The sequence below is a fragment of the Streptomyces sp. NPDC101776 genome (genome assembly GCF_044766845.1).
GTDB lineage: Bacteria > Actinomycetota > Actinomycetes > Streptomycetales > Streptomycetaceae > Streptomyces.
Map to the genome: position 1 here is coordinate 49,821 of NZ_JBIWMV010000030.1, position 14,684 is coordinate 64,504.

At 71.4% G+C, this 14,684-nt stretch carries 10 protein-coding genes and 1 pseudogene; 8 read left to right on the plus strand and 3 right to left on the minus strand.

All coding sequences use genetic code 11. The annotated features are described in order from the left end of the window. Nucleotides 1–5: 5 nt before the first annotated feature. Together ACIRRY_RS47675 and ACIRRY_RS47680 are read right to left on the minus strand one after the other, a co-directional pair. Complete coding sequence (locus ACIRRY_RS47675) at nt 6–1,391, minus strand: ABC transporter substrate-binding protein (protein WP_403986011.1); 1,386 nt, start codon at nt 1,389–1,391, stop codon at nt 6–8. A 155-nt stretch (nt 1,392–1,546) separates the two neighbouring features. After that, nucleotides 1,547–5,122, minus strand: a complete 3,576-nt coding sequence (locus ACIRRY_RS47680; protein WP_403986125.1) for an FHA domain-containing protein — start codon at nt 5,120–5,122, stop codon at nt 1,547–1,549. A gap of 333 nt (nt 5,123–5,455) precedes the next feature. On the opposite strand from ACIRRY_RS47680, the gene ACIRRY_RS47685 reads away from it, so the two are divergent. From ACIRRY_RS47685 to ACIRRY_RS47700, 4 genes are all read left to right on the plus strand, one after another. After that, complete coding sequence (locus ACIRRY_RS47685) at nt 5,456–7,162, plus strand: serine/threonine-protein kinase (RefSeq protein ID WP_403986014.1); 1,707 nt, start codon at nt 5,456–5,458, stop codon at nt 7,160–7,162. Between the two features lie 132 nt (nt 7,163–7,294). After that, the gene (locus ACIRRY_RS47690; protein WP_403986017.1) at nt 7,295–8,536 is read left to right on the plus strand and encodes a serine/threonine-protein kinase; all 1,242 of its coding nucleotides are present in this window, start codon (nt 7,295–7,297) and stop codon (nt 8,534–8,536) included. A gap of 379 nt (nt 8,537–8,915) precedes the next feature. Beyond that, nucleotides 8,916–10,022 carry a peptide chain release factor 2 gene (gene prfB / locus ACIRRY_RS47695; RefSeq protein WP_403986020.1) on the plus strand — a complete coding sequence of 369 codons (1,107 nt, stop codon included), beginning with the start codon at nt 8,916–8,918 and terminating at the stop codon, nt 10,020–10,022. A gap of 322 nt (nt 10,023–10,344) precedes the next feature. Beyond that, nucleotides 10,345–10,956 (plus strand): hypothetical protein, encoded by a 612-nt coding sequence (locus ACIRRY_RS47700; protein ID WP_403986023.1) that lies wholly within the window; start codon nt 10,345–10,347, stop codon nt 10,954–10,956. Between the two features lie 96 nt (nt 10,957–11,052). Here ACIRRY_RS47700 and ACIRRY_RS47705 read toward each other — a convergent pair whose 3' ends face one another. Then, nucleotides 11,053–11,244 (minus strand): hypothetical protein, encoded by a 192-nt coding sequence (locus ACIRRY_RS47705; RefSeq protein WP_019056429.1) that lies wholly within the window; start codon nt 11,242–11,244, stop codon nt 11,053–11,055. 251 nt (nt 11,245–11,495) lie between these two features. Here ACIRRY_RS47705 and ftsE point away from each other — a divergent pair, with 251 nt between their 5' ends. From ftsE to ACIRRY_RS47725, 4 genes and pseudogenes are all read left to right on the plus strand, one after another. Next, nucleotides 11,496–12,185, plus strand: a complete 690-nt coding sequence (ftsE, locus tag ACIRRY_RS47710) for a cell division ATP-binding protein FtsE (protein ID WP_403986026.1) — start codon at nt 11,496–11,498, stop codon at nt 12,183–12,185. 55 nt (nt 12,186–12,240) lie between these two features. Next, nucleotides 12,241–13,158 carry a permease-like cell division protein FtsX gene (gene ftsX, locus ACIRRY_RS47715; protein ID WP_403986029.1) on the plus strand — a complete coding sequence of 306 codons (918 nt, stop codon included), beginning with the start codon at nt 12,241–12,243 and terminating at the stop codon, nt 13,156–13,158. Between the two features lie 67 nt (nt 13,159–13,225). After that, nucleotides 13,226–14,410: a S41 family peptidase gene (locus ACIRRY_RS47720; RefSeq protein ID WP_403986032.1), complete on the plus strand. Its 1,185-nt coding sequence runs from the start codon at nt 13,226–13,228 to the stop codon at nt 14,408–14,410. Between the two features lie 104 nt (nt 14,411–14,514). Next, nucleotides 14,515–14,607 (plus strand): annotated as a pseudogene (locus ACIRRY_RS47725) (IS5/IS1182 family transposase); the annotation flags it as partial. Nucleotides 14,608–14,684: the final 77 nt, after the last annotated feature.

Here is a 14,684-nt window from a genome sequence, read left to right on the forward strand (position 1 = left end):
CCGGCTCAGCTCCCGCTCGCGTACGCCGCCGCCGCGTCCTTCTCCAACTGCTTCTGTGTGCCCGCGATATCGGTCGGGTTCTTCAGGAAGTCCTGGAGATCCTTCCACTCGCCCTTGCCGGGCGTACCGCCGAAGGACTGCGGGGCCTGGTCGGACATGTCGAAGCGGAAGTCGTCACCGGCCGCGATCAGCGACTTGGCGATCGTCCGCTGCACCGCGTTCGGGTACGCCGAGTCCGGCACGTTCTTGTTGGGGGAGAGATAGCCGCCGAGCTTCGCCTGGATCGTCGCCGCGTCCGGGGAGGCGAGGAAGGTCGCCAGTGCCTGGGCCGCCTTGGAGTCCTTCAGGATGACGGCCGCGTCGCCGCCGGAGACCACGGGCGCGGTGGAGCCCACCGACGGGAACGGGAACACCTTCGCGTCGGTGCCCACCTTCGCCTTCGTCTCACCGATGTTGACCTGCACGAAGTCGCCCTCGTAGACCATCGCGGACTTCGGCTGGTCGCCGCCGTTGAAGGTCTGGGTGACGGACGCGGGGAACTCGGTCTGGAGCGCGCCGCTCTGACCGCCCGCGATATAGGCCTTCTTGCCCCAGATCTGGGCGAGCGTGGTGAGGGCCTCCTTCACGGAGGGGTCCGTCCACTTGATCTTGTGCTGGGCGAGTTCGTCGTACTTCTCCGGGCCCGCCTGCGACAGATAGATGTTCTCGAACCAGTCGGTGAGCGGCCAGCCGTCCGCGCCCGCGATCGAGAACGGCGTGACTCCGGAGTCGTAGACCGTCTGCGCGGTGGTCAGCAACTCCGCCCAGGTCTTGGGCTCCTTGGCGCCCGCGTTCTCGAAGACCTTGGCGTTGTACCAGATCAGCGACTTGTTGGCGGCCTTGTAGTAGACGCCGTACTGCTTGCCGTCGACCTTGCCGATGTCCTGCCAGCCCTGCGAGTAGTTCTTCTGCAACTCCGCGATCGCCTCGGCTCCGAGGGGCTTGGCCCACTTCTTGTCGACGGCCTGTTTGATCGCGCCGGGCTGCGGGAGCATCGCGACGTCCGGCGGCTGGCCGCCCGCGATCTTCGAGCCGAGGAAGTTGATGATCGGGTCCTGGGCGGGCACGAAGGTGACCTTGGCGCCCGTGCGCTTCTCGAACTCCGCGAGGACCGTCTTGAAGTTCTTCTGCTCGGCCCCCGTCCACACGGCGGCCACTTCGAGGCTCGCGCCGTTCAGCTTGGGGAGGGTGACCGTGCCGGCGGTCTCCGAGGGACTGCTGGTCTTGCTGTCGTCGCTCTTGTCGCCGCCGCCTCCACAGGCGGTGAGCGAGAGCGCCAGTGCCCCCGCGGCGACGACTGCCGCTGTACGTACGGTGGTGCGTGTCCGGTTTGTGCTGCTCGTGCTGCGCATCACTGCCCCGTTCTTCGTTCTTCGTCGAACGCTCGAACGCTTCCGTGCGCACTGGTCTACGCCCGGTACTTGAACGCGGCAAGATGACGTCCACTGTCAAGTACGCGATCGTGATGGGGTCGTGACGTGGGGTTGTGTGGGCGAGCTGTGAACGATCAGAGGAGCGAGGGCACCTCCGCCGCCGACACCGAACGCGTCGCCCGCTCCAGCGCGCTGGCCAGGAGCGCCAGGTCCGTGGGCCCGTTGCCCAGTTCGCGGACCGGGCGGCGGGCCGGGGGATCGCCCATGCGCTGCCACTCCAGCGGGACGACCGTGGGCCGGAGCGTCGCCGTACGCGGGATACGGCCCGTGACCCGGCCCCCCTGGAAGGGAGTGCTCCGACCGTCCGCGAGGAGCAACCGCCCCCGCCCCGGCGCGGGTTCGTCCGGCCCCTGAGCCGTCGGGTCGAGGGTGACACGGAGGGTGATGTGCCGGGCCGGTTCCACTTCGGACGTACGCGCCTCTACGCCGGCCGCCGCGACCAGGTGCACGCCGAGCCGCTCGCCCTCGCGGGCCACCGCCTCCAGCGCGCGTATCACCGAACCCGCGGCGGGCCGGCCGGGCGAGCCGAGCGGCGGTTTCACCAGCGCGTCCAGGTCGTCCACCACCACGACCAGCCGGGGCAACGGCGGTGCCGCCTCGGTCTGTTGACGGGCCGCCGCCGACGGGCGCAGCCGGATCGTCGCACTACTGGGCGCGCTGTCCAGATCCCCGGCACCGGACGTGCCACGCTGCGCGATGATCCGCCCCGACACCTCGTGCCGGGAGTGCCACTCCACGAAGCCGACCCGGCCCAGCAACTCGGCCCGCCGCTTCAGCTCCGCGCTCAGCGACTGCGCGAACTCCCGCATCCGGACAGGGTCGTTGGCGGTCAGATGGGTCGTCACATGCGGTACGTCCGTGCAGACCCGCAGGCCCTCGCCGTGCCCGCCTCCCCCAGAGGGGGTACCCACAGCGCCGACGCTGTCCCGGCCGTCCATCAGCACGATGCCGAGCCGGTCGGGGCGCTCGGCGGCGGCAAGCGAGGCGACCACCGCGCGCAGCAACTCCGTACGGCCACTGCCGGGCGGGCCCTCGATCAGCAGATGCGGGCCCTCGGCGGCGAGGTCCGCGCTGACCGGCCCGCGCGGTCCGGCGCCGAGCACCGCCCAGGCCCGCCCGCCGATCGCGTCCTTGTCGTCCCCCGCGTCGGCCCACCGCGTCAGCAGGGACGCCGGGGTGGCCCGGGCCAGCCCCAACTCGTCCAGCAGACGCGCCGATTGGGGCAACGGCGCCGACACGCGTGTGTGCCGCTCGCCGCTGTGACCTTCCGCCCTGAGCGGTGCCAGCGCCCGGGCGAACCGCTCGGCCCACGCGAGCGAGACCGCGTCCATGGCGGCGGTGGTGCCGTGCCCGACCGGGCCGGGGCCGTCCGCCTCGGGGCGTGACGCCCCCGTACCGGCGTGCGCGACCCGCAGCAGCCGCAGTGCCGTCGCGACATCGCCGCTGAGCAGCGCGACCGCCCCGCACTCCCGGAAGGTCGGCGCCGCCGCACAGGCCGCCTCGTAGGTCTCCGTCACCGGCGACGAGGGCGCGGACGGGGCCGCCTCCGTCTCGGCGAGACAGACGACGTGAATGCCGGCCCGGGGCCCGTCGTGCGCCAGCCGCGCCACCGCCTCGCGCACATCGGCCCCACCGGGATCCCCGTCCACCACGAGCACGGTGTACGGCCCGACGAAGCCGTCCGCCGAACCGTCACCCTCGTCGGCGCGGGCCCAGGCGGGGCGATGCGCGGCACCGCGGACCTGGTCGCCGGGCTCGGTGTCGGACGGGCGCTGCCGGGCGGCGCCCGAGGCGTCGGGGGTGCCGGAGCGGTGGTGGTGGGCGTCGTCACTGGTGCTGTAGACGGTCGCCCCGCGCGGGTACTGGGCCTCGGCGGCAGTACGCGCGCCGGCTCCCGACTCGCCCTCCGCCGGGCCGAGTTGCGAGGAGACACCCCCTGCCGAGGAGAGCCCCGACTGCCCCTCCGTGGAGCCGCGCTGCGCGCCGATGCCCGGAGTGCGGCGGCCGGAGGTGCCGGACGTGACGGTCTGCCGGCCCGTGCCGTGCGTGTCGGCGGTGTGGTCCTCCAGACGGCGCAGCAGTTCGTCGGTGCGCGCCGTCGCCTGTTCGCGGTCGTAGGCCAGCAGGAGCCGGCAGTCCTGGCCGTGCCCGGGGCGCAGGTGGGGCAGCCAGCCGAGCCAGGACCACTCGGCGGTGCGCTCGGCCACCGAACGCGCGCGGTCCGTGCTGATCAGCACGATCTCCAGGGCGTCGGGGGAGTGCAGCACGGCGAGTTGGGCCACCACCGCGCGGGCCAGCCCCGAGAGCCGCGCGCGCGGACCGGCCAGGCCCAGCGCGCCGACCTCACGGAGCCCGGAGGTCACCGGCACCGCGGGCAGCAGCGCCGAGCCGTCCGGTGTCGCCCGGTCCGCCGTGCCGAGCCGCACGGTGAGTGCCTCCGGGTGACCGGGGGCGCGCTCCCACAGCCGGGGGCCCGGGCCCAGCGCGGTGAGCAGCAGGGCCGCCGGATCGGGCCAGGTGTCCGGCTGCTGGAGCACGACGGGCGGGGTCGGCACGCTCGCGTCGGCGCCCTGGTCGTCGTAGGAGGCGTAGGACTCGTCGTAGGAGTCGTACGACGCCTCCGGGTCCTCGGTCGTCGGCTCGCCGCGGCCGCCCGTCAGACGGCGCGCCCACTTGCCGATGCCGCCGCGCCTGCGCACGCCCTGCGGTACGTCGGTGCCCCGGAGCGGGGTGCCCTTGCGACCGCCGTGGTCGCCGGAGCCGTCCTCGGCGGGGATGCGGGATGTCGTCGTACGGGCGGAGAACGCGTCCTCGGCGTCCCCGTCCGGCAGGGCCTCGCCGAACACCCCGAAGCGGCCGGCGTGGGTGTCCCCGCCGTCCTGGACGACGCGGTGCTCGATGCTCGGGGCGCCGCCCTGGCCCGGGACCACGAGCGGTTCGCTGCGCGGGGCGGCCGGGGTGCCGGGGGACACGCGCACGTGGCCCTCGCCGTCGGGCGCGGTCTCGGCCCGCGCTCCCGGACCGCCGGACGGGGTCAGCCGCAGGGCCGACTCGCCGATGCGCAGCAGCGCGCCCGGGGCGAAGCGCACCGGGCGGGTGCCCACGCGCGTGCCCGCCAGTGTCGTGCCGTTCGTCGAGCCCAGGTCGGCGACCGAGACCCGGCCCCCGGGGTCGACGGTCACCGCGCAGTGCAGCCGGGAGACGTCCGGGTCGTCCAGCGGGACGTCGGCGTCGCCGGAACGGCCGATGTGGATCTGGCCGCCATGGAGGAGGTGCACCCCGCCCGCGTCCGGGCCGGCGACCACATGGAGCTGGGTCGGGGCGTCGTCCAGCTCGGGATGCGCCTCCGGCTCGGCGGGGGCGCCCAGGGACAGCACCGCGCCGTCCGTCAACGGTGGCTCGCCGAGGGTGCAGCGCTGGGTGTCGAGGCGCTCCACGCCCGCGTACAGCACGATCGGGCCGCCGGACTCGCGGCTCCGCTCGGACGGGGATGCGGCAGCCTCGGCGGAGACCGCCGAGGCCAGCGCGGACGCCACCGCGGCCAGGGCCGTACCGGCGGGCGCGGTGACCAGCACATCGCAACTCGCGGAGCGGCCCCGCGGCTGCGCGGGCGGCCCCAGCGGGTCTACGACGGTCAGCCGGATCTGCATCGCCGTCAGCGGTCCCTTCTGCCCCGGCACGGAATATTCCCCCACCCCGCGCGAGCACATCGGCCAGTACTGCACGCATCCTCGCACCTGCCACTGACAACTCGCCCGGGGCCCGGCAGCAAGTGATCTTGATTGGTCAGCTCTGTCCCCAAAAGTGCCTGACCAGTGATGCGCCGGTGATCGAGTGAGACCGGTCATGTCCGGCTTCGGCAACCAGGAGACCGGGGTAAGCGTCTTTCCTTCGAACATGTACGGCGACGCTTACGTAGGTAGCCGCAAGAGGGGCGGCACTACAGTGGACCGGAACACAGGCAAGCAGCAGGGAGCGCAGACGTGCGGCCGGTAGGCAGCAAGTACCTCCTGGAGGAGTCGATCGGACGCGGCGCCACGGGCACCGTCTGGCGGGCCCGCCAGCGCGAGACCGCGGGCGCCGAGGCGGCCGTCCAGGGCCAGCCCGGAGAGACCGTCGCGATCAAGGTCCTCAAGGAAGAACTCGCGAGCGATCCCGACATCGTGATGCGGTTCCTCCGTGAGCGGTCGGTGCTGCTGCGCCTGACCCACCCGAACATCGTGCGGGTCCGCGACCTGGTCGTCGAGGGCGATCTCCTGGCGCTCGTCATGGACCTCGTCGAGGGCCCCGACCTGCACCACTACCTGCGCGAGAACGGCCCCTTCAGCCCCGTCGGCGCCGCCCTGCTCACCGCGCAGATCGCCGACGCGCTGGCCGCGAGCCACGCCGACGGCGTCGTCCACCGCGACCTGAAGCCGGCCAACGTCCTGCTCAAGCAGGGCGGCGGCCAGATGTACCCGCTGCTCACCGACTTCGGCATCGCCCGCCTCGCCGACTCCCCGGGGCTGACCCGCACGCAGGAGTTCGTCGGCACGCCCGCGTACATCGCGCCCGAGTCCGCCGAGGGCCGCCCGCAGACCTCCGCCGTGGACATCTACGGCGCCGGCATCCTGCTGTACGAGCTGGTCACCGGCCACCCGCCGTTCTCCGGCGGCTCCGCCCTCGAAGTCCTCCACCAGCACCTCAGCGCCGAACCGCGCCGCCCCTCGACGGTCCCCGACCCCCTGTGGACGGTCATCGAGCGCTGCCTGCGCAAGAACCCGGACGAGCGGCCCAGCGCCGAGAACCTCGCCCGCGGTCTGCGCGTCGTCGCCGAGGGCGTCGGCGTGCACGCGAACTCCGCGCAGATCGCCGCCGCCGAGAACGTCGGCAGGCTGCTGGCCCCCGACCCCATGCCCGCCGCCGTACCGGGCATCCCCGGCGCCGCCGACGCGACACAGGTCCTCGGGCGCGGAGCGGGCGCCTACGACCCGAACGCGGCGACCAGCGTCCTCCCGCACACCAGCGGCCCTGTGGGCGCCGCCGACCCCACCACCGTGATGCCGAACCGCGGCGCGGCCGACCCGACGACGGTCATGCCGCAGAACCCGTACGGCCAGCAGGGACAGCAGGGACAGCAGAACCCGTCCGGCCCCGGCCCCGAGCAGCCGCACCCCTGGCAGAACCAGCTCCGCGCGGCCCGCGACCGCAACGAACAGACCCAGTTCCAGCCCTACCTCGACCCGGGCGAGGACCCGCTGCGCCGTCGCCCCCAGCGCCAGGTATCCCGCCCGCAGCAGCCCCAGCAGCAACCCCGCCAGGCCGCCCCGCAGCAACCGCAGCAGCGGCCCTCGCAGCGCCGACAGCCGCAGCAGCAGGGTGGCTACGGCCATCCGCAGCAGCAACAGCCGCAGCAGTACGCCCCGCAGCGCCCGCAGCCGCAACAGCCCCAGCGGCCGCAGGAACCGCAGCGCGAGCCCCGCCAGCCGCGGCAGCGCGGCGCCAACCCGATGAAGATTCCCGGCCTGGGCTGTCTGAAGGGCTGTCTGTTCACGATCGTCCTGCTGTTCGTCGCGGGCTGGCTGGTGTGGGAGCTGACCCCGCTTCAGGACTGGATCGGCACGGGCAAGAGCTACTGGCAGGAGATCAGCGACACCGTCGGCACGGTGAGCGGCTGGGTCAAGGATCTGGGTTCGGCCGCGGGCAACTGACTCCCGAAAAGCCCAAGTCGGACGTTGTGTTGGTGATTTGTCGACACCCAGTGGGTGATTTCCGCCTCGGCGGTGAAGGTTGGCTCATCTGACGCGTAGTTTTAGCGGCACACGCGTCTGGTAGGAGCAGCCTTGGCACGGAAGATCGGCAGCCGGTACACCGCCAACCAGATCCTGGGGCGGGGCAGCGCCGGCACGGTGTGGCTGGGTGAGGGGCCCGAGGGGCCCGTCGCCGTCAAGCTGCTGCGCGAGGACCTCGCGTCCGACCAGGAACTCGTCGGCCGCTTCGTGCAGGAGCGCACGGCCCTGCTCGGCCTGGAGCACCCGAACATCGTGTCCGTACGGGACTTGGTCGTCGACGGCAACGACCTCGCCCTCGTCATGGACCTGGTCCGCGGCACCGACCTGCGCACCCGGCTCGACCGGGAACGCCGGCTCTCCCCCGAGGCGGCGGTCGCGATCGTCGCCGACATCGCGGACGGACTCGCGGCGGCCCACGCGGCCGGTGTCGTCCACCGGGACGTCAAGCCGGAGAACGTGCTCCTCGACATGCAGGGCCCGCTCGGACCCGGCGGCGCGCACCCCGCGCTGCTGACGGACTTCGGGGTCGCCAAACTCATCGACTCCCCGCGCCGCACCCGCGCCACGAAGATCATCGGCACGCCGGACTACCTCGCCCCCGAGATCGTCGAGGGCCTGCCCCCGCGCGCGGCCGTCGACATCTACGCCCTGGCGACCGTCCTGTACGAACTCCTCGCCGGATTCACGCCGTTCGGGGGCGGCCACCCCGGCGCGGTGCTGCGCCGCCATGTCACCGAGACCGTCGTACCGCTGCCCGGGATCCCCGACGAGCTGTGGCAGCTGATGGTGCAGTGCCTGGCGAAGGCGCCTGCCTCCCGGCTGCGCGCCTCCGAACTCGCGGCCCGGCTGCGCGAACAACTGCCCCTGCTGGCCGGCATGCCCCCGCTGGACGTCGACGAGCCGGACACCGAGCAGGAGGAGGCGGAGCAGGAGGAGACCCCGGTGGCCGCGCCCGCGCGCAGCGAGCGGGTACGACGGGGTGCCGTGCCGCTGGTGCCGGGCGCGAAGCCCGCCGACTCCAACCGGGACACGCACACCTCGATGCGCGTGCCCGCGCCGGACGAGCTCGCGGGCGGCCCCCGCGGCACGGCCCGCGCTCCGCGTCCGGCGGGCGCCCCGCGCCCCGGTTCGGCCCGGCACCGGGCGGCGACGCGGCGTCGGCGGCTGACGCTGGGGGCGGCTGCGGTGGTGCTGGTCGCGGCGGTGGGAGTCGGCACGTGGGCGGCGACGTCGGGGGACGACTCCGGCACGAACACCCCGGACACGAAGAACTCGGCACCGGCTTCGCCGTAGTTCTTCGCCCCCGCCGCCCCTACCCGTCCCGCCCCTACCCGTCCCGCCCCTACCCGTCCCGCCCCTGGGGCTGCCGCCCCCAGACCCCCGCTTCGGCCTGAACGGCCTCGTCCTCAAACGCCGGACGGGCTGGGTGATGCGGGCCGGTGTTTGAGAGACCGAGTCGGACGGGCTGGGTGATGCGGGCCGGTGTTTGAGAGACCGAGTCGGACGGGCCGCCGGTGGGCCACTTCTCGGCGGACCGAGTCGGGTGGTGGGTGGGCAAAGGCCCGGGGGTCTGGGGGCGGTGCCCCCAGGGACGCCAGGCTCGGCGCCGGGTGACCTGACCCCCGTTTCAGCCACGGCACTCCCCGCTTGGCGGAACCGTTACGCTGGAGGCGTGGCAGTCGTCGATGTTTCCGAAGAGCTCAAGTCCCTCTCCTCGACCATGGAGTCGATCGAGGCCGTCCTGGACCTGGACACGCTGAGGGCAGATGTCGTCGTTCTTGAGGAGCAGGCGGCAGCGCCCTCTCTGTGGGACGACCCGGAGGCGGCGCAGAAGGTCACCAGCAAGCTGAGTCACCTCCAGGCCGAGATCCGCAAGACCGAGGCCCTGCGCGGCCGGATCGACGACCTCTCGATCCTCTTCGAGATGGCCGAGGAGGAGGACGACCCGGACACCCGCGCCGAGGCGGAGAACGAGCTGACCGCAGTCAAGAAGGCGCTGGACGAGATGGAGGTCCGCACCCTTCTCTCCGGCGAGTACGACTCCCGCGAGGCCGTCGTCACCATCCGCGCCGAGGCCGGAGGCGTCGACGCCTCCGACTTCACCGAGAAGCTCCAGCGCATGTACCTGCGCTGGGCCGAACGCCACGGCTACAAGACGGAGCTCTACGAGACCTCGTACGCGGAAGAGGCCGGCATCAAGTCGACCACCTTCGTCGTGCACGTGCCGTACGCCTACGGCACGCTCTCCGTCGAGCAGGGCACCCACCGGCTGGTGCGGATCTCGCCCTTCGACAACCAGGGCCGCCGCCAGACCTCCTTCGCCGGTGTCGAGATCCTGCCGGTCGTGGAGCAGACCGACCACATCGAGATCGACGAGTCCGAGCTGCGCGTCGACGTGTACCGCTCCTCGGGCCCCGGCGGCCAGGGCGTCAACACCACCGACTCCGCGGTCCGCCTCACCCACCTCCCCACCGGCATCGTCGTGTCCTGCCAGAACGAGCGCTCGCAGATCCAGAACAAGGCGTCCGCGATGAACGTGCTCCAGGCGAAGCTCCTCGAGCGCCGCCGCCAGGAGGAGCAGGCGAAGATGAACGCCCTCAAGGGCGACGGCGGCAACTCCTGGGGAAACCAGATGCGTTCGTACGTCCTGCACCCGTACCAGATGGTCAAGGACCTGCGCACGGAGTACGAAGTCGGCAACCCCGAGGCCGTGTTCAACGGCGAGATCGACGGCTTCCTGGAGGCCGGAATTCGCTGGCGCAAGCAGCAGGAGAAGTAGTCTCACGCATTGCTTTGTCGACAAGGCAACTGCCGCCCACCGGGCGGTAGTTGCCTTTCGCTTTCCCGGCGCACTCCCGGATGCCTGGGTTTTACATCACACTCACAGGTTCCATCTCCCAGTAAAGAACCCGTAGTTGGACATTGCGCTCGCAACGGCCTTGACGTTGCTGTGAAAAATGGGAAGGGTGAAGCGTGGCATGCGTGTCCCTGGGGCGCATGTGAACCGGGGGACCTGAGCTTTCGCCAGCCGCCACCCCTGTCGATCACCGCCCCTGACACGGACGCACCACTGACGACGAGCTACTGGGGGTAGCAACCAGATGACCAAGAAGACGCGGATCCGTGTCGCGCGCATAGCGGCCGGTGCCGTCATCGCCGCCGGCGCCTCGCTGACCGCCGCGGGTGCCGCCTCGGCGCTCGACCTGGGCGTGACGCTGAGCGCCGGCACCACCACCGACGACGCACCCGGCGACGGGGCCGACTCCCCGGACCCGACCGACACCGTTGTCCCGACCGCTCCGAACACGAGCGAGCCCCCGGCCTCGACGCCGCCCGCCTCGACGCCCCCGGCCTCCCCGCCGGCGTCCTCGACGCCTCCCAGCGACGAGCCGACCGAGCCCACCGGCAACCCCACCGAGCCGACGGACGAGCCCACCGACAGCCCGACGGGCGGCTCCACCAGCGGCTCCGGCTCCACCGGCGGCAACGCCAACGACCCCGACGGCGGCTCCTCCGCCCAGGAGGCGGGCACCTCCGCGCTCACCGACACCGGCTCCGACACGTCGGCGCAGGGCAACGGTGACGAGCTCGCCGAGACCGGTGCCGGCCAGACCGCGTTCCTGCTGATCGGCGCCGCGACGATGATCGCCGGCGGCATCGCCTTCCGCGTCCTCCCGCGCCTCGGGAACGGCCGCAACGGCACGATCGCCTGACGGTAACCGTCCCCGTACGGTCCGTACGCACGTCGTACGACGAAGGGCCCGGAGCATGTCGCTCCGGGCCCTTCTGCGTGTCCTTGTCCAGGCCGCCTAAGCGGTCTGGTGCGCCACCAGCGCCAGCGCCGCGATCAGCACCGCGAGCAGGGCGATCAACGCCATGGGGTTCAGATTGCCCCAGGGGTTCTCCTGCTGCAGCCGCGCGCGGTTCGCACGGCAGACGGGACAGCGGCCCTCGTTCACGGGCGCCGCGCAGTTCGCGCACACCAACCGGTCGTACGTCATGCGCTCGCCCTCCTTGCACCGGCTTCCACAGACACAACGCCTCGGGAAACTAGAACGTTCCCCCTCCACTGTGCCAGGTTCCGCGGGATTCGGCGCGGCTCGCCTTATCCTGCCCCGACCTTGTGCGTTCCAGCCCTTCAAATCCGCGACAAAACGTGCAAGCCTCGCGCAACCCCGGACGCCGACTGCGCGGGCACACCCGGGTCGCGTATGGTCACGCTCACCTACCCCCGGCTACCCGTGGTGCACCCGTGATCCGATTCGACAATGTCTCCAAGGTCTACCCCAAGCAGACCCACCCCGCCCTCAGGGACGTCTCCCTGGAAGTGGAGAAGGGCGAGTTCGTGTTCCTCGTGGGGTCCTCCGGCTCCGGAAAGTCCACCTTCCTGAGGCTGGTCCTCCGCGAGGAGCGGTGCAGCCAGGGCCAGGTGCACGTGCTGGGCAAGGACCTCGCCCGCATCTCCAACTGGAAGGTGCCGCAGATGCGCCGCCAGCTGGGGACCGTCTTCCAGGACTTCCGCCTGCTGCCCAACAAGACGGTCGCCGAGAACGTCGCCTTCGCGCAGGAGGTCATCGGCAAGTCCAAGGGCGAGATCCGCAAGTCCGTGCCCCAGGTGCTCGACCTCGTCGGGCTCGGCGGCAAGGAGGACCGCAGGCCCGGTGAGCTGTCCGGCGGTGAGCAGCAGCGCGTGGCCATCGCGAGAGCCTTCGTGAACCGGCCCAAGCTCCTCATCGCGGACGAGCCCACCGGCAACCTCGACCCGCAGACCTCCGTCGGCATCATGAAGCTGCTCGACCGGATCAACCGGACGGGCACCACCGTGGTCATGGCGACGCACGACCAGAACATCGTGGACCAGATGCGCAAGCGCGTCATCGAGCTGGAGAAGGGCCGCCTCGTCCGTGACCAGGCACGTGGCGTCTACGGCTACCAGCACTGACCGCCGACCGACCGCCGTCTGATGTCCGTCCACGGAAAGGCCTGAAGAAGCCGCCATGCGCGCCCAGTTCGTACTCTCCGAGATCGGTGTCGGTCTCCGCCGCAACCTGACGATGACCTTCGCGGTCGTCGTCTCCGTAGCCCTGTCCCTGGCCCTCTTCGGAGGCTCGCTCCTGATGAGCGACCAGGTGACCACGATGAAGGGCTACTGGTACGACAAGGTCAACGTCTCGATCTTCCTCTGCAACAAGAGCGACGCCGAGTCCGACCCCAACTGCGCCAAGGGCGCGGTGACCGACGACCAGAAGAAGTCGATCCAGTCCGACCTCGGCAAGATGTCCGTCGTCGAGAAGGTCGTGTACGAGTCGCAGGACGAGGCGTACAAGCACTACAAGCAGCAGTTCGGCGACTCCCCGCTGGCCAGTTCGCTCACCCCGGACCAGATGCAGGAGTCGTACCGGATCAAGCTCAAGGACCCGGAGAAGTACCAGGTCATCGCGACCGCCTTCGACGGCCGTGGCGGCGTCCAGTCGGTGCAGGACCAGAAGGGCATCCTGGACAACCTCTTCGGCCTCCTGAACGGCATGAACTGGGCCGCCCGCGCGGTCATGGCGCTGATGCTGGTGGTCGCCCTGATGCTGATCGTCAACACGGTGCGCGTCTCCGCGTTCAGCCGTCGTCGTGAGACCGGCATCATGCGCCTGGTCGGCGCGTCCGGCTTCTACATCCAGGCCCCGTTCATCATGGAGGCCGCGGTCGCCGGCCTCATCGGCGGCACGGTCGCCTGCGGATTCCTGGTCGTCGCCCGGTACTTCATCATCGACCACGGCCTCGACCTGTCCCACAAGCTCAACCTGATCAACTTCATCGGCTGGGACGCCGTCCTCACCAAGCTCCCGCTCATCCTCGCGACGAGCCTCCTGATGCCTGCGCTGGCAGCGTTCTTCGCGCTGCGCAAGTACCTCAAGGTGTGACGCATGCCAAGAGGGCCGTACGGGCAACCGCCCGTGCGGCCCTTCGCGTTGTCCTAGACTCACCGCCATGTCAGGTCGAGACCTGTGTAGTCAGCCCCGCCGCATCCGCCGCGGGGCAGCCCTGACATTGGTCTTCGCGAGTGTGCTGGTGGCCGGCGCGGCGACCGGATCGTTCGACGAATCCGACCGCGCCGACCGGAAATCGGCGTCCGGTACGGCCCGTTCGGCGTCCGTCGGCCGTACCGAAGAGGTCGCGAAGGCCGCCGCCGAGGCCAAGGCCGACGGCAAGTCGCCCATGGAGGCCGCAGAGCGGGCCGTCAGCCGCAGCGGGGACCGGTGGGGTGCCGTGTACTCCCAAGGGGAGTACGAGGAGTTCGAGGAGGCGCTCGACGGCCAGTACACCGGCGTCGGGCTCTGGGCCCGGCGCGAGCGGGACGGCCGGATCGAGGTGACCAAGGTGCAGTCCGGGTCGCCCGCCGCCGCCGCGGGTGTCCACAAGGGCGACCGACTGCGCACCGTGGACGGCGAGAACGTCGACGGACAGCCCGTCACCGAGGTCGTCTCCTTACTGCGGGGCGACGCACAGGACGCGGCGGCCGGCACCGCCGTCACCCTCGGCCTGGAACGCGGCACGCACGCGTGGAGCGAGACCGTACGGCGCGCCCGCCTCTCCACCGACTCCGTGACCGTCCGCAGACTGGCGGGCGAGGTCACCGTCATCAAGATCGACGCGTTCACCAAGGGCGTCGGCGACCTCGTCCACACCGCCGTACGACAGGCTCCGGCCGACTCCTCGTTCATCCTCGACCTGCGCGGCAACTCCGGCGGCCTGGTCACCGAGGCCGTCACCACCGCCTCCGCCTTCCTCGACGGCGGCCTCGTCGCCACCTACGACGTCGACGGCCGGCAGCGCGCCCTGCACGCGGCGGCGGGCGGCGACACCACCAGACCCCTGGTCGCGCTCGTCGACGGCGGCACGATGAGCGCGGCCGAGATGCTCACCGGCGCCCTCCAGGACCGCGGCCGCGCGGTCGTCGTGGGCTCCAAGACCTTCGGCAAGGGCTCGGTCCAGATGCCGAGCAAACTCCCCGACGGCGTCGTCGCCGAACTGACCGTCGGCCACTACCGCACCCCCTCCGGCCACACCGTCGACGGCGTGGGCATCACCCCCGACCTCGACGTCACCGCCCAGGGACAGGCGGCGGTGGAACGCGCGGAGACCGTACTGAGCGGGCTCGGGGACGCGTCCTAAAGGGTGTTGCACATGCCAGTGAACTGGGCATCTACCTTGTATGGCTGGGGTGTTGAGGGCCGAGCGGGTATGGGTGGAGACGTTCACCGGGCTGAGGGTGACGCAAGATCCTCCGCGACTGCCGGCAGCGCGGCGACGGCCTCCACCACGCCGTCCAGGCCGTCGCTCACATGCACAACGTCGCCCTCGTGTCATGACCACAGAACTGTCTCCACGGGCTCTGACCTGCCCGAACGCTGCCTTGTGCAACACCCTTTACTCGTCCGTTTCCGCT

Coding starts and splice junctions, on each gene's coding strand:
- ACIRRY_RS47675 (WP_403986011.1), bottom strand. CDS start 1,391: ATGCGCAGCACGAGCAGCACAAACCGGACACGCACCACCGTACGTACA.
- ACIRRY_RS47680 (WP_403986125.1), bottom strand. CDS start 5,122: ATGCAGATCCGGCTGACCGTCGTAGACCCGCTGGGGCCGCCCGCGCAG.
- ACIRRY_RS47700 (WP_403986023.1), top strand. CDS start 10,345: ATGACCAAGAAGACGCGGATCCGTGTCGCGCGCATAGCGGCCGGTGCC.
- ACIRRY_RS47705 (WP_019056429.1), bottom strand. CDS start 11,244: ATGACGTACGACCGGTTGGTGTGCGCGAACTGCGCGGCGCCCGTGAAC.
- ftsX (WP_403986029.1), top strand. CDS start 12,241: ATGCGCGCCCAGTTCGTACTCTCCGAGATCGGTGTCGGTCTCCGCCGC.
- ACIRRY_RS47720 (WP_403986032.1), top strand. CDS start 13,226: ATGTCAGGTCGAGACCTGTGTAGTCAGCCCCGCCGCATCCGCCGCGGG.